The organism is Streptomyces coeruleorubidus, assembly GCF_008705135.1.
GTDB classification, from domain to species: Bacteria; Actinomycetota; Actinomycetes; order Streptomycetales; family Streptomycetaceae; genus Streptomyces; species Streptomyces coeruleofuscus.
The window spans coordinates 3,271,571-3,294,412 of the sequence record NZ_CP023694.1 but is presented as its reverse complement, the minus strand read 5'-3'; the positions used below and the strand labels follow the sequence as shown (position 1 = coordinate 3,294,412).

The following is a 22,842-nucleotide window of genomic DNA, read 5'->3' as shown; positions in this document are numbered from 1 at the left end:
ACGGCCGCCGCACGTGAGGGACACACGAGAGAGCCGGCTGCTCCTGGTGCTGCTGATCGCCATCGCGTTCGCTTTGATCACGGTGGACATTCGCGGTGGGGAGGATTCCCCGGTCGACGGTGCCCGGCAGGGCGCGGCGACGGTCTTCGGCCCGATCGAGAGCGGTGTGTCGGCCGCGGTCGACCCGGTCGGCAACGCGGTCTCCGCCGTCCGGGACTCCGGTGAGCGGCACGACCGGCTCGCCGTGCTGGAAGAGGAGAACGCGGCCCTGAAGGCGCGGCTCGGCAGCGACGACCGCAGCCGCAGCCGCCTCAAGCAGCTCGACAAGATGCTGAAGATCTCCGGCCAGGGCCAGTACGGCATCAAGGGCGCCGAGGTCATCGCCATCGGGGCCGCGCAGGGCTTCTCCTGGACCATCACCATCGACGTCGGCGCCAACGACGGCATCAAACGCGACATGACCGTCCTGAACGGGGACGGGCTCGTCGGCCGGGTCACCACCGTCGGACCCAACACCGCCACGGTCCTGCTCGCCAGCGACCCCGACTTCACGGTCGGCACCCGGATGGAGGCCAGCGACGAACTGGGCTTCGCCTCCGGGCAGGGCGACCGCCCGCTGCGCGTGGAACTCCTCAACGGCAAGGCGGAGGTGAAGAAGGGCGACCGTCTGGTCACCTTCGGCTCGCAGGCCGACCGGCCGTTCGTGCCCGGAGTGCCCGTCGGCGTGGTCTCCCGCGTCGACCCGTCCGGCGGCGGGCTGACCCGCACGCTCTACGTCACGCCGTACGCCGCCTTCAGCAAGCTCGACATCGTCGGTGTCGTCGTCGAGGCCCCGAAGAAGGACCCGCGCGACACGGTGCTCCCGCCCAAGCCGAAGCCGACCCCCAGGCCGACGGTGACGGTGACCGTGACGCCGTCCGCCGAGGCCCCCGCGGACGGCCAGAACCAGCAAGAGCAGTAGGAGCTGTCACTTCATGCGCGTCAACCGGATCCTGCTCTCCTCCGCCCTGGTCGTCGTCGCCCTGGTCATCCAGGTGAGCGTCCTCGCCCGCCTCCATCTGCCGGGCGCCGTGCCCGACCTGATGCTCCTCACCGTCCTCGGCCTCGCCCTGGTGTACGGCCATGTGGGCGGCGCCCTCGTCGGGTTCGGCGCGGGCCTGCTCGCCGATCTGGCCCCGCCCGCCGACCACGCCGCCGGGCGCTACGCCCTCGTGCTGTGCGTCATCGGCTATCTCGCGGGCCTGGTGAAGCCGGAGACGGGCCGGCTGAAGTCCGCGACCGGCCCCATGGTCGTGGTGGTCGCCGCCGCCCTGGTCTCCACCCTGCTGTACGCCGGGGTCGGTGCCCTCGTCGGTGACACCGCCGCCCGCCATGTGGGCCTGGGGAGCCTGCTCTTCACGGCCGCCCTGTACGACCTGCTGCTCGCCCCGTTCGTGGTGCCGGGGGTCATGGCGCTGGCCAGACGCGCCGAGAACGATCCGCTCGCCGAGACCGGCTCCGCGGCCAAGACCACGGACATCTCCTCCGGCTGGCTCTCCGGCGGCACCGGTCTGAGGATCGGCAGCCAGCGGAACGGGCTGCGGGTGAAGGCGGCCCGGGCACGGATGGCGCGGGCGGGGCGCATCAAGGGGGTCAAGCGGCTGTGACGGCAGGGAAGTTCACCCGAACGCGCCGCTCCGGTAGGAACGCCGGCTCCGGGGCCCGTCGTTCCTCACTCGTATCCGCACACGCGTGCCCGGAGACACCTTCGTACCCGCACATCCGTACGCGCACCGAGAGGGGGAGGCGGCCGCAGTGACCAACATTCCCGAGACCGGCCGGAACTCACGGGTCCAGATCCGGCTCGTCGTCATCCAGGTCCTCGTCCTCTCCCTCCTGCTCACCCTCGGCGGACGCCTGTGGTACCTCCAGATCCGTGAGGGCGCGGCGTACGCCAAGGAGGCGTCGGGGAACCACGTCCAGCAGGTCGTCCAGCCGGCCGTCCGCGGCTCCATCCTGGATGCGCGCGGCGTGGCCCTCGCCGACAACGAGACGCGACTGGTCGTCTCCGCCTCCCGCACCGACCTGCTGAAGATGCCGGACGACGGCAAGGACGTCCTCACCAAGCTCGCATCGGTCCTGGGCATGAAGCCCAAGGAGGTCCAGGAGAAGGTCCGGCTGTGCGACGCCGAGACGCCCCAGCCCTGCTGGAACGGCTCGCCCTACCAGCCCATCCCCATCACCGACGAGGCCACCCCCAAGCAGGCCCTCCAGATCCGCGAGCGCGCCGAGGACTTCCCCGGCATCACCGCCGAGCCCCAGGCCGTGCGCCGCTACCCGAGCCCGGGCAAGGCCAACACCGCCCAGGTCCTCGGCTACCTCTCGCCGGTCACCGACGAGGAGATCAAGAAGGCGCAGAACACCAACTCGCCGTACCTGCGCTCCGACCAGGTCGGCCGCTCCGGCCTGGAGCGCCAGTACGACAAGGAACTGCGCGGCAAGGCCGGCGTCACGCGCTACGAGGTCGACAACCTCGGCCGCGTCATCGGCCAGGCCGAGGCCGACCCGGCCCACCCCGGCGACAACCTCGTCACCAGCATCGACGCCCGCGTCCAGCGGATCGCCGAGTACCAGCTGAACGAGGCGATGAAGGAGGCCCGCAAGCAGCACGACCGCAACACGGGCACGAACTACAAGGCCGACTCCGGCGCCGTCGTCGTCATGGAGGCCAAGACCGGCCGCGTCGTCGCCATGGCCTCCAACCCGACGTACGACCCGAACGCCTGGGTGGGCGGCATCTCCGCCAAGGACTACACGCGGCTCACCGGCAAGAGCTCCAACTACCCGCTGCTCAACCGCGCGATCCAGGGCCAGTCGGCCCCCGGCTCCATCTTCAAGGTGATCCCGACGGCCGCCGCGGTCAACGCGGGCTACTCCTTCAACGGCCCCTACCAGTGCTCCAGCTCGTACTCGATCGGCGGCCAGGTCTTCAAGAACTTCGAGTCCAAGGGATACGGCCCGATCAGCCTCGGCCGCGCCCTGGAGGTCTCCTGCGACACGGTCTTCTACCGGCTCTCCCACGAGGAGTGGAAGCGCGACGGCGGCACCAAGCCGAAGAAGAAGACCAACGACTGGTTCTACAAGACCGCCCACCAGTTCGGCCTCGGCAAGGAGACCGGCATCGACCTGCCCAACGAGGTCACCGGCCGCGTCCCCGACCGAAAGTGGAAGCTGGACTACTGGAAGGCCAACAAGGACGCCTGGTGCCGCACCGGCAAGCGCAACGGCAGCTACGCCGAGAAGATCGCCTACGAGAACTGCCTCGAAGGCAACCGCATGCGCGCCGGTGACTCCGTCAACTACTCCATCGGCCAGGGCGACACGCTCGTCACGCCGATCCAGATGGCCACGATCTACGGAGCCATCTCCAACGGCGGCACGATGTACACCCCCTCGGTCGGCAAGGCCGTCATCAGCGCAGACGGCAAGACGGTCACACCGATCAAGCCCCAGGCGCACGGCAAGCTCCCGATGACGCAGAAGACGCGCAACGAGATACACGAAGCCCTCGCGGGAGTCGCCACCCGCGGTACGGCCGCCTGGAGGTTCGGCGGCTGGCCGCAGGACAAGATCCCGATGCACGCCAAGACGGGTACGGCGGAGGTCTACGGCAAGCAGACCACCTCCTGGTTCGCCACGTACACCAAGGACTACACGGTCGTCATGACGATCTCCCAGGGTGGTACGGGCTCCGGAGCCTCCGGCCCGGCTGTCCGCAACATCTACAACGCGCTGTACGGCGTCTCCCCGGACGGCGACATCGACCCGAAGAAGGCGCTGCTGCCCACCCCGCAGAAGACCCTGCCGAAGGTCAAGACGGACGGCACCATCGCCTCCCCGAAGGTCCCCAAGGACCCGGCCAAGGACCAGGAGGCGAAGAAGAAGGACCCGAACGCCCCGGCCGACCCGCTCCAGCCGGCGACGGCGGCCCCGCCGACGCCGGAGAACCGTGACACCCGAAGGCGCCGGCGCCGGCGGGGAAGCCGGAGGTTGCCGACATGACCGGCGGTGTGAACAGCTTCCAGGTCTCCGGCTACGGCCCCGAGCGCTCCGGCTGGACCAGGCTCCTGGCCCGCGACTCGGTGGCGCGGCGCCTCGACTGGCCGATCCTGCTGTCGGCGACGGCCCTGTCGCTGCTCGGCACGCTCCTGGTGTACTCGGCGACCCGCAACCGCACGGAGCTCAACCAGGGCGACCCGTACTACTTCCTCGTCCGGCACCTGCTGAACACCGGCATCGGCCTCGCCCTGATGGCCGGCACGATCTGGCTCGGCCACCGCGGGCTGCGCACGGCCGTGCCGATCCTGTACGGCCTCTCGGTCCTGCTGATCCTGCTGGTGCTCACCCCGCTCGGCTCCACGATCAACGGCGCCCACTCGTGGATCAAGCTCCCCGGCGGCTTCTCCCTCCAGCCCTCGGAGTTCGTGAAGGTCACGATCATCCTGGGCATGGCGATGCTGCTGGCGGCCAGAGTCGACGCGGGCGACAGGCAGTACCCCGACCACCGCACGGTCGTGCAGGCTCTGGGCCTGGCCGCCGTGCCCATGGTGATCGTGATGCTCATGCCCGACCTCGGGTCGGTCATGGTGATGGTCATCATCGTGCTCGGCGTGCTGCTCGCCTCCGGCGCCACCAACCGGTGGGTGTTCGGGCTGCTCGGCGCGGGCGCCATCGGCGCGATCACCGTCTGGCAGATCGGGGTGCTCGACGACTACCAGATCGCCCGCTTCGCCGCCTTCGCCAACCCCGAGCTCGACCCGGCCGGCGTCGGCTACAACACCAACCAGGCCCGCATCGCCATCGGCTCCGGCGGCCTGACCGGCTCCGGCCTCTTCCACGGCTCGCAGACCACCGGCCAGTTCGTGCCCGAGCAGCAGACGGACTTCGTCTTCACCGTGGCCGGGGAGGAACTGGGCTTCCTCGGCGGCGGACTGATCATCCTGCTGCTCGGCATCGTCCTGTGGCGGGCCTGCCGTATCGCCCGGGAGACCAGCGACCTGTACGGCACGATCGTCGCCGCCGGCATCGTCGCCTGGTTCGCCTTCCAGACGTTCGAGAACATCGGCATGACGCTCGGCATCATGCCGGTCACCGGACTGCCGTTGCCGTTCGTGTCGTACGGCGGCTCGTCGATGTTCGCCGTGTGGATAGCGGTCGGTCTGTTGCAGTCCATCCGGGTCCAGCGCCCGATGTCGGCGTGAACACCGGCGGGGTGGCCCCCTGCCGCCCCGCCCCCGTGGCCACTAGATTCGGTCCATGGCGGACACCAAGCGCGAGATCGAGCGGAAATACGAGTCCGAGGACAGCGGACTCCCCGACCTGACCGGTGTCGCCGGGGTCGCGGCCGTGCTCGACAAGGGCGTCGCCCACCTCGACGCCACCTACTACGACACCGCAGACGAACGCCTCGCCGCGTCGTCCGTCACCCTGCGCCGCCGCACCGGCGGCTCGGACGCGGGCTGGCATCTGAAGTTCCCCGTCGCCCCCGGCGTCCGCGACGAGATCCAGGCCCCGCTCTCCGACACCCTCCCGGGCGACCTCGCCGGGCTCGTCCGCTCCCGCGTCCGCCACCGCGAACTGCTGCCCGTCGTCCGGCTGCGCTCCGACCGCGACGTACGCCACCTCGTAGACGCCGACGGCCGGCTGCTCGCCGAGGTCAGCGTCGACGCCGTACGGGCCGACCGGCTCACGGCCGGCGGCGGCGAAGCGCAGTGGACGGAGATCGAGGTGGAGCTCGCCGACGGGGGAGACCCCGCCTTCCTCGACAAGGTGGAGAAGCGGCTGCGCAAGGCGGGCATACGGCCGTCGGCCTCGGCGTCGAAGCTGGCGCGGGCCCTGGCGGAGACGGCACCGCACCAGCGGCGCGCGTCCGCCCCGGCCGGGGAACCGGTGACCGCCTCGGACCACGTCCTGGCCTACGTGCGCGCCCAGCGGGACGCCATCGTCGAGCTCGACCCGGCCGTGCGGCGGGACGCCGAGGACTCCGTGCACAGCATGCGCGTGGCCACCCGCCGGCTGCGCAGCACCTTCAAGTCCTACGGCGAGATCCTCGACCGGACCGTCACCGACCCCGTCGGCGACGAGCTGAAATGGCTGGCCGGTGAGCTGGGACTGGACCGGGACCGCGAGGTGCTGACCGAACGGCTCACGGCGGCCCTCGACGAGGTGCCGACCACCCTGGTCCGCGGCCCGGTCGCACAGCGGCTGCACACCTGGGCGAGAACCGAGCACGGCGGGGCCCGGGGCCGGCTCATCGGCGTCCTGGACTCCCGCCGCTACCTCGCCCTGCTCGACACCCTGGACGCGCTGATCGCCGGCCCGCCCCTGGGGAAGGCGGCCGGCAAGAAGCCCCGCAAGCCGATCGCCAAGGCCGTGAAGAAGGACGTCCGCAAGGTCGCCGGGCTGGTCGAGCGGGCCGTGGAACTGGAACCCGGCACCGACCGCGATGTAGCGATCCACGAGGCCCGCAAGAAGACCAAGCGCGCCCGCTACGCCGCGGAGGCCGCCCGACCGGCCCTCGGCAAGCCGGCCAAGGACCTGGTCAAGTCCATGAAGGCGCTCCAGACCCTGCTAGGCGAGCACCAGGACAGCGTGATGGCCCGGCAGGCACTGCGCGAACTGTCGGCGGTCGCCCACGCGGCCGGGGAGAGCGCCTTCACCTACGGCCTGCTCCACGAGCGCGAGGAGCAGCGGGCGGTGCGCGTGGAGAGCGAGCTGCCCGGATTCTGGGAGCGGACCAAGGGCGGGGTGGCGGGCCTGTGATCTCCCGCGCGTACGGAGGTGCGGCCCGGTCGCGTTAGTCTGGATGGTCACCCTGTCCGTTCAGTCCAGCTCACGAAGGTGCGCGACATGTCTGCCGAAGTCGCTGCGTCGGTGTTCCCGCAGCTCGAAGCTCTGCTCCCGCACGTGCAGAAGCCGATCCAGTACGTCGGCGGAGAACTCAACTCCACGGTCAAGGACTGGGACTCCTGTGACGTCCGCTGGGCGCTCATGTACCCGGACGCCTACGAGGTCGGCCTGCCCAACCAGGGCGTCCAGATCCTCTACGAGGTGCTCAACGAGCAGCAGGGCGTCCTCGCCGAGCGCACCTACAGCGTGTGGCCGGACCTCGAGGAGCTGATGCGGGAGCACGGCGTCCCGCAGTTCACGGTGGACAGCCACCGGCCCGTGAAGGCCTTCGACGTGCTGGGCCTGTCCTTCTCCACGGAGCTGGGCTACACCAACATGCTGGCGGCCCTGGACCTCTCCGGGATTCCCCTGGAGGCCAAGGACCGCGGCTTGGACGACCCGATCGTCATGGCCGGCGGCCACGCCGCGTTCAACCCCGAGCCGATCGCGGACTTCATCGACTGCGCGGTGATCGGCGACGGCGAGCAGGCCGTGCTCGAGGTCACCGCGATCATCCGCGCCTGGAAGGCGGAGGGCCGCCCCGGCGGCCGCGAGGAGCTGCTGTTCCGCCTGGCGAAGACGGGCGGGGTGTACGTGCCCGGCTTCTACGACGTCGAGTACCTGCCGGACGGCCGTATCGCCCGAGTCGTACCGAAGCGCAGCGGTGTCCCGTGGCGGGTCTCCAAGCACACGGTGATGGACCTCGACGAGTGGCCGTACCCGAAGCAGCCCCTGGTGCCGCTCGCGGAGACGGTCCACGAGCGCATGTCGGTGGAGATCTTCCGCGGCTGCACCCGCGGCTGCCGCTTCTGCCAGGCCGGCATGATCACCCGCCCGGTCCGCGAGCGCTCCATCACGGGCATCGGCGACATGGTCGAGCAGGGCCTGAAGGCGACGGGCTTCGAGGAGGTGGGCCTGCTGTCCCTCTCCTCGGCGGACCACTCGGAGATCGGCGACATCGCAAAGGGCCTCGCGGACCGCTACGAGGACGACAAGATCGGCCTCTCCCTCCCGTCCACCCGCGTGGACGCCTTCAACATCGACCTGGCGAACGAACTCACGCGCAACGGCCGCCGCTCCGGCCTCACCTTCGCCCCTGAGGGCGGCTCGGAGCGCATCCGCAAGGTCATCAACAAGATGGTCTCGGAAGAGGACCTGATCAGGACCGTCGCGACGGCGTACGGCAACGGCTGGCGTCAGGTGAAGCTGTACTTCATGTGCGGCCTGCCGACGGAGACCGACGACGACGTCCTCCAGATCGCCGACATGGCGACGAAGGTCATCGCCAAGGGCCGCGAGGTCTCGAACTCCAACGACATCCGCTGCACGGTCTCGATCGGCGGCTTCGTCCCCAAGCCCCACACCCCCTTCCAGTGGGCGCCCCAGCTCTCGGCGGAGGAGACGGACGCCCGCCTGGAGAAGCTGCGGAACAAGATCCGCGGCGACAAGAAGTACGGCCGCTCCATCGGCTTCCGCTATCACGACGGCAAGCCCGGCATCGTCGAGGGCCTGCTGTCCCGCGGCGACCGCCGGATCGGCGCCGTCATCCGCGCGGTCTACGACGACGGCGGCCGCTTCGACGGCTGGCGCGAGCACTTCTCGTACGACCGCTGGATGCGGTGCGCCGAGAAGGCGCTGGCCCCCTTCGGCGTCGACGTCGACTGGTACACGACCCGTGAGCGCACGTACGAGGAAGTCCTCCCCTGGGACCACCTGGACTCCGGCCTCGACAAGGACTGGCTCTGGGAGGACTGGCAGGACGCCCTCGACGAGACGGAGGTCGAGGACTGCCGCTGGACGCCGTGCTTCGACTGCGGGGTCTGCCCGCAGATGGACACCGAGATCCAGATCGGCCCGACGGGCAAGAAGCTCCTGCCGCTGACGGTCAAGGACGCGGCACCGGCGCCGAGCGGTCACGCGCACTGACGGTCGTCCGGCGGCGGCATCGAAACCGTCTCGCCGTACTGGGAGCCCCCTTCGACTCGGAGGGGGCTCTTTCTCTCCGGCAGGCCGGGTCGGCAGGTGAGAGGCCGGTCGTTCGGGGGACCCGCTGGGCAGGCGGGGTCGGCGGCGTTCCCCTTGGGGGCCGGCCCGGCTCAGGTTCCCCCGGTTCAGCCATGTGCTGGGGGAGCCGTGTACGCCAGGGGGGTGCCATGTACGTCGAGGGTCGACGCCCCATTGCCTTGCATATCGATTTTCGATAGATTTCCATCGTAGCTCGATCGAAGGAGTGGCGATGGGGAAGCTGGCCGTGGCGGCGTTGCGTGTGGTGCTCGTGGTGCTGCTCGCCGGGTCGTTGTTCGTGCAGGGGGTGATGGTCCCGCTGCTGGCCATCGACATGAACGGGCTCAAGCCCGAGTACGCGTACCTGCGCACGCCGATCCTCGTGACCCTGGTCCTGGGTGTCGTGACCGCCCAGGTCGTCCTGGTCTGTGTGTGGCGGCTGGTGACGATGGTGCGTCGCGGGACGGTGTTCTCCCTCGCCGCATTCCGGTACGTGCACATCGTGATCGGTGCCTTCGTGGCCGCGGCCTGCCTGGTGTTCGCCCTCGGGGTCGTCCTCGCGCCGGGCGAGGCCGTCGCTCCGGGGGTGGTACTGCTGCTGGGCGGGGCCGGCGTGGCCGTGCTGGGTGTCGCGCTGGTCGTGCTCGTCCTGCGGATGCTGCTCGCGCAGGCCGTCGCACGGGACATCGAAGCGGCCCGGATGCAGGCCGAGTTGGAAGAGGTCATCTGATGCCGATCGCCGTCGACATCGACGTGATGCTGGCCAAGCGGAAGATGTCCGTGGGCGAACTCGCGGAACGCGTCGGCATCACCCCCGCCAACCTGGCGGTCCTCAAGAACGGGCGCGCCAAGGCGGTCCGCTTCTCGACCCTCGCCGCCCTCTGCGAGGTCCTCGAGTGCCAGCCGGGGGATCTGCTGCGGTGGGAGGCGGACGGGGCCGCCGACCGGACAATGCCCTGATGGAGAACATCAGCATCCGCCCGGCTCGGTCCGGCGAACTGGCGGGCCGTGGCGGCACTTCGCTGGGAGTGGCTCGTCGAGAACGGCGGCGAGGACCTCGGCGAACACGAGGAGTTCGTACGGCACTTCGTCGACTGGGCCCGGGGCAACGCGGGTTGCATCGGTGCATGGTGGTCGTGCGTGACGACGACGGCGTCGTCATCGGCATGGCCTGGCTGGCGGTGGTCCAGCGGGTGCCCACGCCGCGGGCGCCGCGGCGGACCTCCGGCGACCTCGGGGCTGGAGCGGGTGACCGTGCACTCGAGCCGGCGGGCGATCCCCGCGTACGCGCGGTGCGGTTTCCAGGAGTCGCCCCGGCTGCTGCAGGCTCGGGTCGCGGGCGCGTGAACCGTATGATCATGACTCCAGGTGGAGGATCTGCGGAAGAACGGGGCGGGGCTGTGCGGTGCTGGAGCCGGACGGGGCGCTGAGGCGTCTACGACGGTATGGATCTGGAGAAGTCGGCCCGAGAGGGCTCCGAGACGCGAGTCGATCTGCGGAAACGGGCGCCCGAACCGTCCGCGCCGCCGGTGCGTGAGGCGGCGCCCGAGGGGTGTCTCGCCGTCGCGATCCGGATTCCCGTGCGGATCGTCGTGCTGGTGCTGGTCGTCCCCATGCGGATGGTGTGGGACGCGCTCGTCGTGGCCGGGCGGTTCCTGAACGACGTGCTGCTGCGGCCGCTGGGCCGGGCGCTGCTGTGGCTCGGACGGGCGGTGTTCGTCTGGCCGTTCGTGGGGCTGTGGCGGTATGTCGTCGTGCCGGTGGCCAAGGCGCTCGGGTGGCTCGGGAACGTGCTCCTGGTCGTGCCTCTGGTGTGGCTCTACCGGTACGTGCTGACGCCGGTGGGGCACGCGATCGCGTGGGTCGCCACCGGGGTCGCCAGGGGCGTCGGCGCCGCGCTCGGCTGGGTGTACTCGTATCTGCTCACGCCGGTCGGGCGTGCCGTCATGTGGGTGCTGAAGGGGCTCGGCGCCGTGCTCGCCGCGGTCGGGGCCGGTGTGTACGCCGTGGTGGCGTGGCTCGCCCGGTACCTGGTCGTCGTACCCGCCGTGTGGCTGTACACGTGGGTGCTCGCGCCCGTCGGGCGGGCGATCGTCTGGTGCGGCAAGGGGCTCGTGTGGCTGGTGAGCACGATCGTCACCGGCATCGGGACGGCCCTCTACTGGATCGCCCGGATCCTGCTCGTCCTGCCCGCGCTCGCCCTCTGGCGCTGGGTCCTCGCCCCGGTCGGACGCGTCCTCGCCGTCATCGGACGCGAGGTCCGGGACGCCCTCGGGCACGCCTGGCGCGTCGCCGGGTACGTCTCGCTCGCCGTCGGGCGGTTCCTCGCGACGCTCTTCCGGTGGATCTTCGTCGAGCCGGTGCGCTGGGTGTACCGAAGCGTCCTGACGCCCGTCGGGCACGTCGTGCGGGACGCCGTCCTGCGGCCCGTCGCCGAGGCCGTCCGCAGTGTGGGACGGGCCACGCGGCAGGCGCTGGCCTCCGCCCGGGAGTCCGTACGCCAGGCGCGCGCCGACTTCCGGCGGATGCTCTTCGGGGAGCCGGCGCGGCCGCAGCCGGTCGACCTCGGGGAACCTTCGGGCCGCGAGGCACGTACTCTTGGTAGAAGTACGACCGCTCTCACGAAGGACTGAACGACACTGGGCAAGCGACAGCCCGAAGGCCCGCCGCCCGCACCCGCGGTGCAGCGCATCCGACTGCGCTACACCAAGCGCGGCCGCCTCCGGTTCACCAGCCACCGTGACTTCCAGCGCGCCTTCGAGCGTGCGTTGCGCCGTGCCGAGGTGCCGATGGCCTACTCGGCGGGCTTCACACCGCACCCGAAGGTGTCGTACGCCAATGCCGCACCCACCGGCACGGGCAGTGAGGCGGAGTACCTGGAGATCGCACTCACCGCGCCCCGCGACCCGGAGCGGCTCAGGGCCCTCCTCGACGAGTCGATGCCCACCGGGCTCGACATCGTCGAGGCGGTCGAGGCCCGTACCTCGGGCCTCGCCGACCGGCTGACGGCTTCCGTGTGGGAGCTGCGACTGGACGGCGTGTTGCAGGAGGACGCCCGCCGAGCGGTGGACGCCTTCAACGCGGCCGAGACCGTCGAGGTCCAGCGCCTCATGAAGAACGGCGTCCGTACCTTCGACGCCCGCTCCGCCGTCGTGGGCCTGGAGATCCGCGACCTCGCAGAAACGCAGAGTTCCCAGGTTGATAGGCCGACCGACCAGCCCTGTGCGATACTGCGGCTGGTTGTTCGGCACGTGACGCCTGCCGTACGACCCGACGACGTCCTGTCCGGTCTCCGCGCCGTGGCCGACCTGGCGCCGCCGGTCCCCGCAGCGGTGACCAGGCTGGCGCAGGGGCTGTTCGATGAAGAGACCGGCACGGTGACCGACCCGCTCGCGCCCGACCGCGAGGCAGCGGAGGCCCACTCAACGGCCGAACCGACTGCCGCCGCGACGGCGTCGGCGTAAGGAAGGTTCCGCGTAGGGACGGACGTCGTAGCGCCGCCCTCGGACTCGGGAGCCACCTGGGTCGGGCAGCGTACCGACCAGAAGACTTTCGCCAGGCCGTACGCATTCGGCGTACGGAACCGGCGAGACAGGACACAGAGAGCTCCCGTGCGGCGCCCGCGCCCCGGACGGCGGCGACGCGCACAGCGCGAGCCGCGGACGTCACCGGCACAGCCGGACCAGGCGCGGCGCCCGGGAGCCTGACGGGAGAAAAGCCCGCATGCTCGGACCGACCGAACCCACAGAGTCCGCCACGGACTCCGAACAGAACACTCCCAGCGACACCCTGCCGCCTCGCCGGCGGCGTCGTGCCGCGTCCCGGCCGGCGGGTCCGCCCGTCGGCACCTCCTCCGACGCTCCGGTGGAGACCGTCACGCCGGCCATACCGGCCGCGGAGCCCGAGGACCTCGCGGCTGACGCCGTAGAGGACGGCGAGGCCGAGGAGACCGCCGCCGAGGAGACGGCCGCAGCGGCGCAGGAGACTTCCGAGGCTGCGGAGAGCGCCGAGGAGGCCGCGCCCGCCGCTCCGAAGCGGCGCCGTGTGGTCCGCCGTGCCGCCGCGCCCGCCGGGGCTCCCGCGTCCGCCGAGGCCGCCGAGACCGTGGTGCCGGTGACCGCCGCCGCTCCGGCCGATTCCGAGGCGTCGGAGCAGGCCGAGGCCTCCGCACCCGCCGAGGTGTCCGAGGACGCCGCTCCCCGGCGCACCCGGCGTCGTGCGACGCGCACGGTGACCTCCCCTGCCGCGACCCCGGCGGAGACGGAGACGGCGCCGGCCGCCGTCGCACAGGCCGAGCCGGGCGCCCCTGAGGCCGCCGCGGCCGTTGACGGCGCCGACACCGCGGAGGCCGCCGAGGAGGCTGCTCCGCGCCGGACTCGGCGGCGTGCCACACGACGCGTGACCGCGCCCACCGCAGCGCCTGCCGCCGCGGACGCGGCCGAAGAAACCGCCGACGCGGGCCGGTCCGGCTCCGTCGCCACCACCGACGCGCCCGCCGAGGCCGTCGCCGCCGCGTCTGGTGGGCCCGCCGAGGCCCCCTCCGGCTCGCCCGCCGAGGAGGCGAAGGCACCTGTGACCGATTCCCCTGCCGCTGAGTCCGAGGGAGCATCCGAGGCCGCCGCCCAGGCTTCCGAGCCCGCCGAGGACGCCGCTCCGCGGCGCCGCCGCCGGGCCGTCCGCCGGGCCGCCAGTGGTTTCGCCGAGCCCGCGCAGTCCTCGCGGGGTTCCCGGTCCTCGAAGTCCGCGCAGGCCGCCGCCGGTGACGACGAGGCGTCGGCGCGGCCCGCGCGGCCCGCTGTCGCCGTGTTCCAGGCGCCCGTGTTCACCGAGCCCCAGTTCCAGACGCCGGAGCGGGCCGCAGCCGCAGCCGCCGCCGAGGCGGCCGGGCCCGAGGAGCCCGAGGAGGCGGAGGAGTCCGCGTCGGCCGAGGTGCGCGAGGAGCAGTCCGGCGGGTCGCGCCGCCGGCGTCGTCGCCGGGGTTCCGCGGACGAGCCCGAGGCCCAGGCCGCCGAGGCCCCCGCTGCCGAGAGTGCCGCCGTCGACGAGGTGGAGGAGCCCGAGGAGTCCGCCGAGGGCGAGGACCAGGACGACTCCGAGGGTGCCGGCTCGCGCCGTCGCCGTCGCCGGGGCGGCCGCCGCCGTCGGCGCGGTGAGTCCGCCGAGAGCGACGCCGAGGGCGGCGAGGGCACGGACGCCGAGTCCGAGCAGGAGGCCGAGGACAGCGCGGAGCAGGCCGAGGAGGACCAGGACGAGTCTGACGAGGCCGCCGACCGTGACGAGTCGGGCGGCGGCTCCAGCAGCAGCCGCCGGCGCCGGCGCCGCCGTCGCCGTGCCGGTGACACCGCGGCCGACGCCGCCGAGCCCTCCGAGGACGACCCGGAGCGCACGGTCGTCAAGGTCCGCGAGCCCCGCCCCAAGGCCGAACCGTCCGACGAGGTGCAGTCCATCAAGGGCTCGACCCGTCTGGAGGCCAAGAAGCAGCGCCGCCGGGAGGGCCGCGAGCAGGGCCGCCGAAGGGTGCCGATCATCACCGAGGCCGAGTTCCTGGCCCGGCGCGAGGCCGTCGACCGCGTGATGGTCGTCCGGCAGCACGGCGACCGTACGCAGATCGGCGTCCTGGAGGACGGCGTGCTCGTCGAGCACTACGTCAACAAGGAACAGTCGACCTCGTACGTCGGCAACGTCTACCTCGGCAAGGTGCAGAACGTGCTGCCGTCGATGGAGGCCGCCTTCATCGACATCGGCAAGGGCCGCAACGCCGTCCTGTACGCCGGTGAGGTCAACTTCGAGGCGCTCGGCATGGCCAACGGCCCGCGGCGCATCGAGTCCGCCCTGAAGTCCGGGCAGTCCGTGCTCGTCCAGGTGACCAAGGACCCCATCGGGCACAAGGGTGCCCGTCTGACCAGCCAGGTCTCCCTCCCCGGGCGCTACCTCGTGTACGTGCCCGAGGGCTCCATGACCGGCATCAGCCGCAAGCTGCCCGACACGGAGCGGGCGCGGCTGAAGACGATCCTCAAGAAGATCGTCCCCGAGGACGCGGGCGTCATCGTGCGCACCGCCGCCGAGGGCGCGAGCGAGGACGAGCTGCGCCGGGACGTCGAGCGGCTCCAGGGGCAGTGGGAGGAGATCCAGAAGAAGTCCAAGAACGGCGGCAACGCGCCGACGCTGCTGTACGGCGAGCCGGACATGACCGTCCGGGTCGTGCGCGACATCTTCAACGAGGACTTCTCCAAGGTCGTCGTCAGCGGCGACGAGGCGTGGTCGACCATCCACGGGTACGTCTCGCACGTCGCGCCGGACCTCGCCGAGCGGCTGACGAAGTGGACCTCCGAGGTCGACGTCTTCGCCACGTACCGGATCGACGAGCAGCTCGCCAAGGCGCTGGACCGCAAGGTGTGGCTGCCCAGCGGCGGCTCGCTGGTGATCGACCGGACCGAGGCGATGGTCGTCGTCGACGTCAACACCGGCAAGTTCACCGGCCAGGGCGGCAACCTCGAGGAGACCGTCACCAGGAACAACCTGGAGGCGGCCGAGGAGATCGTGCGCCAGCTCCGGCTGCGCGACCTCGGCGGCATCATCGTCATCGACTTCATCGACATGGTGCTGGAGTCCAACCGGGACCTGGTGCTGCGGCGCCTGCTCGAATGCCTGGGCCGGGACCGCACGAAGCACCAGGTGGCCGAGGTGACCTCGCTGGGTCTCGTGCAGATGACCCGCAAGCGGGTCGGGCAGGGGCTCCTGGAGTCCTTCTCCGAGACCTGCGTCCACTGCAACGGACGCGGTGTCATCGTGCACATGGAGCAGCCGACCTCCGCCGGGGGCGGCGGCAAGCGCAAGAAGCGTGCGCGTGCCGGTGCCGCCGAGCCGCACGTGCACGAGGCGGCCGTCGAGACCGCCGAGGAGGAGGCGGAGACCGAGGCCGAGGTCGGTGCCGAGATCGCCGAGCCGGTCGCGCTGCCCGAGCCGGTCTTCGAGCCCGACGAGGAGCTGTACAGCAGCGCCGCCGAGGCGGAGGCCGCGGCCGGTCGCGGGCGGACGCGACGCCGGGCGAGCCGGCGGGCGTCGTCTCCGGCGGGTGCGCCGCGCGGTGAGACGGCCGAGCCGAAGACCCGGCAGGACAGGCAGGCCGAGCAGGCCGAGGCCGAGGTGCCGACGGCTCAGGACGTGACCGCCGCCGAGGAGGTCGCCCGTCCGGTGCAGCCGGAGCCGGCCGCCGAGGCGCACGCCGAGCCGATGGCCGTCGAGGACCCGGTCGTCGAGGCCCCGGCCGCCGAGGAGGCCGCGCCCAAGGGCCGTGGCCGTCGTCGGGCGACGCGCAAGGTGTCCGCGCCGGCCGGTTCTCCGGCGGGGGCGGAAGCGACCGTGGTGACGGTTTCCGAGACCGCGCCCGCCGCGTCCGAGGCCACTCAGGTGCCCGAGCAGGCCGAACAGCCCGCGGCGACGGCCGAGGCGGCCGTCGAGGCGCCCGCCGAGAGCGCCGCCCCGGCCCGTCCGCGGCGCCGTGCCGTGCGCAAGCCCACCGTGTCCACAGCGTCCGAGGAGGCGGCCGTCGTGGTCGTCCCGTCGGCGGCGTCCGAGGAGGCCCCCGAGGCCGCCGAGGCCGCCGTGGCTGAAGGCGCCGCCACGGAGGAGGCCGCCGAGGAGTCGGCCCCGGCCAAGAAGACGGCCCGCAAGACGGCCAAGAAGGCCACGGCGAAGAAGGCCGCCACCAAGAAGACCGCGGTGAAGAAGACCGCGGCCAAGAAGACGACGGCGAAGAAGGCGGCGGCGAAGACCACCAAGACCGCCGCGAAGAAGACCACGTCGAAGAAGACCGTCGCGGCGGAGCAGTCCCGCTCCTCCGTCTCGGCCTCCACCGACGAGGACTGACCGGCACCGACGCCCGCCGGGGCGTGCGCGAACCTGCGTACGCCCCGACCGGCGTGACCGGTCGCACAGGGGGCGGGCCCGGCTCGGTTTGACCCCTTCGGCCGCAGCCCCGTAACCTTGACCGTCGGCGTGTCGAATGACGCGTCACATCCCCGTAAACCTCATCCTCCGGGCGCCGGGCGCCCAGGAGAGGCCGCTCTTTGTGTCGGGCGGCTGGCCTGCGGGGGTGCCGTTTCCCCGAGCGAGAGAGTGAGTCCGCGTGTACGCCATCGTGCGCAGCGGTGGTCGCCAGCACAAGGTTGCTGTCGGCGACATCGTTGAGGTTGACAAGATTTCCACTGCCAAGGTTGGCGACACGGTCGAGCTCTCGACCCTGCTCGTTGTCGACGGCGACGCCGTGACCAGCGACCCGTGGGTGCTGGCCGGCATCAAGGTCCAGGCCGAGGTCGTGGACCACCACAAGGGCCAGAAGATCGACATTCTGCGCTACAAGAACAAGACCGGTTACCGCCGTCGTCAGGGCCACCGCCAGCAGTACACGGCGATCAAGGTCACTGAGATCCCCGCGGCTGCGAAGTAAGGGACTGAGGAGAGATGGCACACAAGAAGGGCGCATCGTCCACCCGTAACGGTCGTGACTCCAACGCTCAGCGCCTCGGCGTGAAGCGCTTCGGCGGTCAGGTCGTCAACGCGGGTGAGATCCTGGTCCGTCAGCGCGGCACCCACTTCCACCCCGGCGCCGGTGTCGGCCGTGGCGGCGACGACACGCTGTTCGCCCTCCAGGCCGGTTCGGTGCAGTTCGGCACCCACCGTGGCCGCAAGGTCGTGAACATCGTTCCGGTCGCCTGACCGGAAGCTTTCGCGAGGCGGACCTCACTTCCCTCACGGGAAGCGGGTCCGCCTTTCGCGTGTTACGCAGAGAACAACCCCGTACAACCCGTACGCAACGGCCGTACATCACTGGAGGCACCCACCATGACCACCTTCGTGGACCGCGTCGAGCTGCATGTCGCCGCGGGTAACGGAGGTCACGGCTGTGCCTCCGTCCACCGTGAGAAGTTCAAGCCGCTGGGCGGGCCCGACGGCGGCAACGGCGGGCGCGGCGGGGACGTGATCCTCACCGTCGACCAATCCGTGACCACGCTCCTCGACTACCACCACTCCCCGCACCGCAAGGCCACCAACGGCAAGCCCGGCGAGGGCGGCAACCGCTCCGGCAAGGACGGGCAGGACCTCGTCCTGCCGGTGCCGGACGGCACGGTGGTGTTCGACAAGGCGGGCAACGTCGTCGCCGACCTGATCGGGCACGGCACGTCGTACGTCGCCGCGCAGGGCGGCCGGGGCGGGCTCGGCAACGCGGCGCTGGCGTCCGCGCGGCGCAAGGCGCCCGGGTTCGCGCTGCTCGGCGAGCCGGGAGACCTGCGGGAAGTCGTCCTGGAGCTGAAGACGGTCGCCGACGTGGCGCTCGTCGGGTATCCGAGCGCCGGCAAGTCGTCGCTGATCTCGGTGCTGAGCGCCGCCAAGCCGAAGATCGCCGACTACCCGTTCACCACACTCGTGCCGAACCTCGGTGTCGTCACGGCCGGATCGACGGTGTACACGATCGCCGACGTGCCCGGACTGATCCCGGGAGCCAGCCAGGGCAAGGGCCTGGGCCTGGAGTTCCTGCGGCACGTGGAGCGGTGCAGTGTGCTCGTGCACGTCCTGGACACCGCCACGCTGGAGTCGGACCGCGACCCGGCCTCCGACCTCGACCTCATCGAGGAGGAGCTGCGGCAGTACGGCGGGCTGGACAACCGTCCGCGGATCGTCGTCCTGAACAAGGTCGACGTACCGGACGGCAAGGAGCTGGCCGAGCTGGTGCGGCCCGACCTGGAGGCGCGCGGGTACCGCGTGTTCGAGGTGTCCGCCGTGGCGCACATGGGGCTGAAGGAGCTGTCGTTCGCGCTCGGGGATCTCGTGGCGCAGTCGCGGGCGGCGAAGCCGAAGGAAGAGGCCACGCGGATCGTGATCCGGCCCAAGGCCGTGGACGACACCGGCTTCACGGTGACGCGCGAGGAGGACGGGCTGTTCCGGGTGCGCGGCGAGAAGCCCGAGCGCTGGGTGCGGCAGACCGACTTCGCCAACGACGAGGCGGTCGGCTACCTCGCGGACCGGCTGAACCGGCTCGGGGTCGAAGAGGAACTGATGAAGGCGGGCGCCCGCAGCGGCGACGGTGTCGCCATCGGCCCCGAGGAGAACGCGGTCGTCTTCGACTGGGAGCCGTCCGTGATGGCCGGGGCCGAGATGCTCGGCAGGCGCGGTGAGGACCACCGGTTGGAGGAGGCGCGACCGGCCGCACAGCGCCGCAGGGACCGGCAGGCCGAGCGGGACGACGCGCAGCGGGAGTTCGACGACTTCGAGCCGTTCTGAGCGTCCCGGGTTAACGGGAAGCAAATTCGCAACGGACTTCAAGGCAACCAAGTCGTTCTTCGGTGAGTCGTACTGGGCAGCGCGGATGAGGATCTTGTTCCTCTCCGTGCCGCAACTGCCCAGCGGATCACCGGAGTTCACGTGCCCCAGTCCATGAGCAAGCGCAGGATCGGCCGAGGAGCAGCAGTGGCGGCGGCCGTCGCGGTCGTCGCGGCCGTCACCGCCCCGGTGGCCGCACAGGCCGCCGACGCCGCCCCCACGACCCCGGCCGGCGCGGCGAAGCTCCACGACGACTTCAACGGCGACGGCTACGCCGACCTCGCCGTGGCCGCCCCGACCGCGACCGTCGGCGGCAAGAAGGGCGCCGGATACGTCGCCGTGGTCTACGGCACGAAGAACGGGCTGGACACGACGAAGAGGCAGGTGTTCAGCCAGAGCACGGCCGGCGTGCCCGGCAGCCCCGAGACGGACGACGCGTTCGGCAGCGCGCTCACCACCGCCGACCTCGACCGCGACGGGTACGCGGACCTGGTGGTCGGCGTGGGAAGCGAGGACACGGCCGACGGCGGGGAGGAGTCCGGGCTGGTCGAGGTCCTGTGGGGCGGTGCGAAGGGCCTGTCCGGCGGGGCCGTCCTGGCCACCGGGAAGGCCTACGACTGGCTCGGCCGCCAGGGGCGCCTGACCGTCGGGGACATCAACGGCGACGGTGCCGAGGATCTGGTGACCGTGGAGAACCAGCTCAACCTGCGCGTGCTGAAAGGCCCGTTCACCCGGGACGGCTCCACGGCCCACGGCGAGCAGCTCCTGACGGACGAGTTCGACAGCCGCTACCTCGACCTGGCCACCGGCGACGTCAACGGCGACGGTGTCACGGACGTGGCCGGCACGCAGATCGACGGCGACGAGTTCGACGCCCGCCGGGTCGTGTACTGGCTGGGCACCGAGCAGGGACTCACGCCGTACACCACCGTGCAGGGCGCCGACGGCTATCGGCTCAAGGGCGGCGAGAACCTCGACATCGGGGACATCGACCGGGACGGCTACGACGACATCGTGGTCGGCCGGGCCGTCACCGGGTACGACAGCGACCTCGACACCCCAGCGGCGAAGGGCGGCCGGGTCACCTGGATCCCGGGCGGCCCGGACGGGCCCGACGGTGTGAAGGCCAAGCACCTCAACCAGGACAGCCCCGGCGTGCCCGGCAGCGCCGAGGCGGGCGACGGCTTCGGCACCGACGTCCGGGTCGCCGACGTCAACGGCGACGGATTCCCGGACGTGGCGACCGGACTGCCCGGTGAGAACCTGGGCACCGTGGCCGACGCGGGAGCCGTCGTGGTGCTGCCCGGCACCGAGCGCGGGCTCACCGGCACCGGCGCCCAAGTAGTGACACAGGACACGCCCAACGTGCCGGGCACGGCCGAGAAGAACGACGCCTTCGGCAGGGCCGTCCACCTCGCCGACGCCAACCACGACGGCCTGGCCGACCTGGCCGCGGGCGCGCCGGGGGAGAACGGCAACGCCGGGTCCGTGTGGTACTTCAGGTCCGCCCCGGCGACCGTCGTGAGCCCCAACGCCACCACGACCTTCGGCAACACACTCCTCGGCACCACCGCCACGGAGGCCCGGCTCGGCACCGGCTTCGCCGACTGATCACCTGTCAGACCCGCCCCGGCAACGGCTTGTTCCAGCGCTGGCGGCGGGTCTCCTTTTGGCTGCTTAGTTGTCATGTACGTGAACCCCGGCGTTCAGCGGGCGGACCGCCCGCGAGCGTGAAGCTTCCCAGTGTCCAAGTGGCCAGCGAGGTAAGGGAGTCAGTCGATGACCGGAGCAGTATCCCCCGACCGACGCCGATTTCTGACCGGCGGTGCCGCGGTCCTCGGTGCCGCGGCCTCGGCCCAGCTGTGGCTTCCGGCCACCGCCCACGGGGCCGAGACACCGCTGCCCGACGGCGTGTTCAGCCTCGGCGTCGCCTCCGGAGACCCGCTGCCGGACGGCATCGTGCTGTGGACCCGGCTCGCCCCGGACCCGCTGAACGGCGGCGGTATGCCCGACCGGGTGGTGCCGGTGGAATGGCAGCTCGCGGAGGACTCCCGGTTCAGAAAGCTCGTCCGCCGGGGCACCGCCCAGGCCCGGCCCGAGTACGGGCACAGCGTTCACGTGGACGTACGCGGGCTGCGCCCGGACCGTACGTACTGGTACCGCTTCCGCACCAGCGGGCAGCTCTCGCCCGCCGGCCGCACCCGTACCGCGCCCCACCCCTACAGCTCCGGTGGCTCCCTGCGCATGGCGCTGGCCTCCTGCCAGAACTGGCAGCACGGCTATTTCACGCCGTACGCCGACATGCTCGACCAGGACCCGGACGTCGTGGTGTTCGTCGGCGACTACATCTACGAGTCCACGCCCTCGGCGACGGCGCTGCGGCGGCACGAGGGGACCGGCGAGCCGTTCAGCCTCGTCCAGTACCGCAACCGGTACGCGCAGTACCGCACCGACCCGGACCTCGCGGCGATGCACGGACACGCGCCGTTCGTGGTGAGCTTCGACGACCACGAGGTGGACAACGACTTCGCCGGTGAGATCCCGCAGGACCCGGACAAGCAGCCGCACGACGCGTTCGTGGCCCGGCTGACCGCGGCATACCAGGCGTTCTACGAGCACATGCCGGTCCGGGCGACCGCCGTCCCCAACGGTCCGCACATCAGGATGTACCGCCGTCTGGAGTTCGGCCGCCTGGCCCGGCTCAACGTCCTGGACACCCGCCAGTACCGCAGCGACCAGGCCACCAGCCAGGCCGGCGCCCAGGACCCGTCCCTGACCATGCTCGGCGCGCGGCAGAAGCAGTGGCTGCTGAACGGGCTCCAGGGCTCGCCGGCCCGCTGGAACCTGATCGCCTCGCAGATCATGATGGCCGAGACGGACCTCCAGGTCGGCGAGGGCAAGCTCTGGTTCTACGACGCCTGGGACGGCTACCAGGCCGAACGCAACCGGTTCCTCCAGGAGTTCAGGAAGGTCCGCAACCCCGTCGTGCTCTCCGGCGACCGGCACCTGACGATGATCAGCGACCTCAAGGTGGACTACGCCGACCCGGACTCCGCGGTCGTCGGCGCCGAGTTCGTCGGCACGTCCATCTCCAGCAACGGCGACCAGGACCAGGCGGCCTTCCGCAGGGAGTGGGACCCGCGGCGCCCGGACAACCCGCACTGGAAGCTGCTCGACGCCCATCGCGGCTACCACCTCTTCGACGTCCGCCGCGACGGCATCGACGCGCAGGTGAGGGTGGTCGACACCGTGCGGCAGCCGTCGGCGACGCCGAGCACGCTGGCCAAACTGCGGGTCGAGGCGGGCCGGCCGGGCGTCGAGGTGGTCTGACCCGGCCCCTGACGCTCCCGTGAGCCCGGTACTCCTCGGAGTGCCGGGCCCTTCGTCGTACGAGACGGGGGAGCCGTGTGAGAAGTCCCCCGCGGGCTTGTCGCGTATTGCTCTCGCCGAGACCGAAATGCTGCGGAATCTTGACCAGGAATTCCGCGGCAATGAACGGCCGGGCGAGCCGTATTCGCGCCCGGGCCTATGAAGAACGCGTGCAGCCCCTCGCCCCGGGACGTGAAGATCCGCGCACCACGGCCGCCGGGC

At 71.5% G+C, this 22,842-nt stretch carries 17 protein-coding genes; all 17 read left to right on the top strand.

Annotation, left to right across the window (positions count from 1 at the left end; all coding sequences use genetic code 11):
• Positions 1-13 precede the first annotated feature (13 nt).
• The 17 genes from mreC (at position 14) to CP976_RS15070 (ending at position 22,581) form a co-directional block, all read left to right on the top strand.
• Positions 14-961: a rod shape-determining protein MreC gene (mreC, locus tag CP976_RS15150; protein ID WP_150480836.1), complete on the top strand. Its 948-nt coding sequence runs from the start codon at positions 14-16 to the stop codon at positions 959-961.
• 13 nt (positions 962-974) lie between these two features.
• Positions 975-1,646: a rod shape-determining protein MreD gene (gene mreD / locus CP976_RS15145; protein ID WP_150480835.1), complete on the top strand. Its 672-nt coding sequence runs from the start codon at positions 975-977 to the stop codon at positions 1,644-1,646.
• A 148-nt stretch (positions 1,647-1,794) separates the two neighbouring features.
• Complete coding sequence (gene mrdA, locus CP976_RS15140; protein ID WP_150480834.1) at positions 1,795-4,041, top strand: penicillin-binding protein 2; 2,247 nt, start codon at positions 1,795-1,797, stop codon at positions 4,039-4,041.
• Positions 4,038-5,240 (top strand): rod shape-determining protein RodA, encoded by a 1,203-nt coding sequence (rodA, locus tag CP976_RS15135; protein WP_150480833.1) that lies wholly within the window; start codon positions 4,038-4,040, stop codon positions 5,238-5,240. The genes mrdA and rodA overlap by 4 nt, the downstream gene beginning before the upstream one ends.
• A gap of 55 nt (positions 5,241-5,295) precedes the next feature.
• Positions 5,296-6,801, top strand: a complete 1,506-nt coding sequence (locus tag CP976_RS15130; protein ID WP_150480832.1) for a CYTH and CHAD domain-containing protein — start codon at positions 5,296-5,298, stop codon at positions 6,799-6,801.
• Positions 6,802-6,888: 87 nt separating this feature from the next.
• A complete protein-coding gene (locus CP976_RS15125) occupies positions 6,889-8,853 on the top strand; it encodes a TIGR03960 family B12-binding radical SAM protein (protein ID WP_150480831.1) in 1,965 nt (654 codons plus the stop codon).
• 310 nt (positions 8,854-9,163) lie between these two features.
• Complete coding sequence (locus CP976_RS15120) at positions 9,164-9,661, top strand: DUF2975 domain-containing protein (protein ID WP_150480830.1); 498 nt, start codon at positions 9,164-9,166, stop codon at positions 9,659-9,661.
• Positions 9,661-9,891 (top strand): helix-turn-helix domain-containing protein, encoded by a 231-nt coding sequence (locus tag CP976_RS15115; protein ID WP_003990215.1) that lies wholly within the window; start codon positions 9,661-9,663, stop codon positions 9,889-9,891. Before CP976_RS15120 ends, CP976_RS15115 begins: the two co-directional genes overlap by 1 nt.
• Positions 9,892-9,939: 48 nt before the next feature.
• On the top strand, positions 9,940-10,278 hold the full coding sequence (locus CP976_RS15110; RefSeq protein ID WP_229875213.1) for a GNAT family N-acetyltransferase: 339 nt from the start codon (positions 9,940-9,942) through the stop codon (positions 10,276-10,278).
• Positions 10,279-10,376: 98 nt separating this feature from the next.
• Positions 10,377-11,564: a hypothetical protein gene (locus tag CP976_RS15105; RefSeq protein ID WP_190146793.1), complete on the top strand. Its 1,188-nt coding sequence runs from the start codon at positions 10,377-10,379 to the stop codon at positions 11,562-11,564.
• A 48-nt stretch (positions 11,565-11,612) separates the two neighbouring features.
• Positions 11,613-12,395, top strand: coding sequence for a TIGR03936 family radical SAM-associated protein (locus CP976_RS15100; RefSeq protein WP_150480829.1), 783 nt, complete (start codon positions 11,613-11,615; stop codon positions 12,393-12,395).
• Between the two features lie 259 nt (positions 12,396-12,654).
• Positions 12,655-16,800: an Rne/Rng family ribonuclease gene (locus tag CP976_RS15095; protein ID WP_150480828.1), complete on the top strand. Its 4,146-nt coding sequence runs from the start codon at positions 12,655-12,657 to the stop codon at positions 16,798-16,800.
• A gap of 259 nt (positions 16,801-17,059) precedes the next feature.
• A complete protein-coding gene (gene rplU / locus CP976_RS15090) occupies positions 17,060-17,380 on the top strand; it encodes a 50S ribosomal protein L21 (protein ID WP_004931419.1) in 321 nt (106 codons plus the stop codon).
• 14 nt (positions 17,381-17,394) lie between these two features.
• Entirely contained in the window at positions 17,395-17,649 is a 255-nt protein-coding gene (rpmA, locus tag CP976_RS15085) for a 50S ribosomal protein L27 (protein ID WP_010041940.1), read from the top strand.
• Positions 17,650-17,775: 126 nt separating this feature from the next.
• A complete protein-coding gene (gene obgE / locus CP976_RS15080) occupies positions 17,776-19,212 on the top strand; it encodes a GTPase ObgE (RefSeq protein ID WP_150480827.1) in 1,437 nt (478 codons plus the stop codon).
• A 153-nt stretch (positions 19,213-19,365) separates the two neighbouring features.
• On the top strand, positions 19,366-20,862 hold the full coding sequence (locus CP976_RS15075; RefSeq protein ID WP_150480826.1) for an FG-GAP-like repeat-containing protein: 1,497 nt from the start codon (positions 19,366-19,368) through the stop codon (positions 20,860-20,862).
• Positions 20,863-21,030: 168 nt separating this feature from the next.
• Positions 21,031-22,581 (top strand): alkaline phosphatase D family protein, encoded by a 1,551-nt coding sequence (locus tag CP976_RS15070; RefSeq protein ID WP_150480825.1) that lies wholly within the window; start codon positions 21,031-21,033, stop codon positions 22,579-22,581.
• The last annotated feature ends 261 nt before the right edge of the window (positions 22,582-22,842 follow it).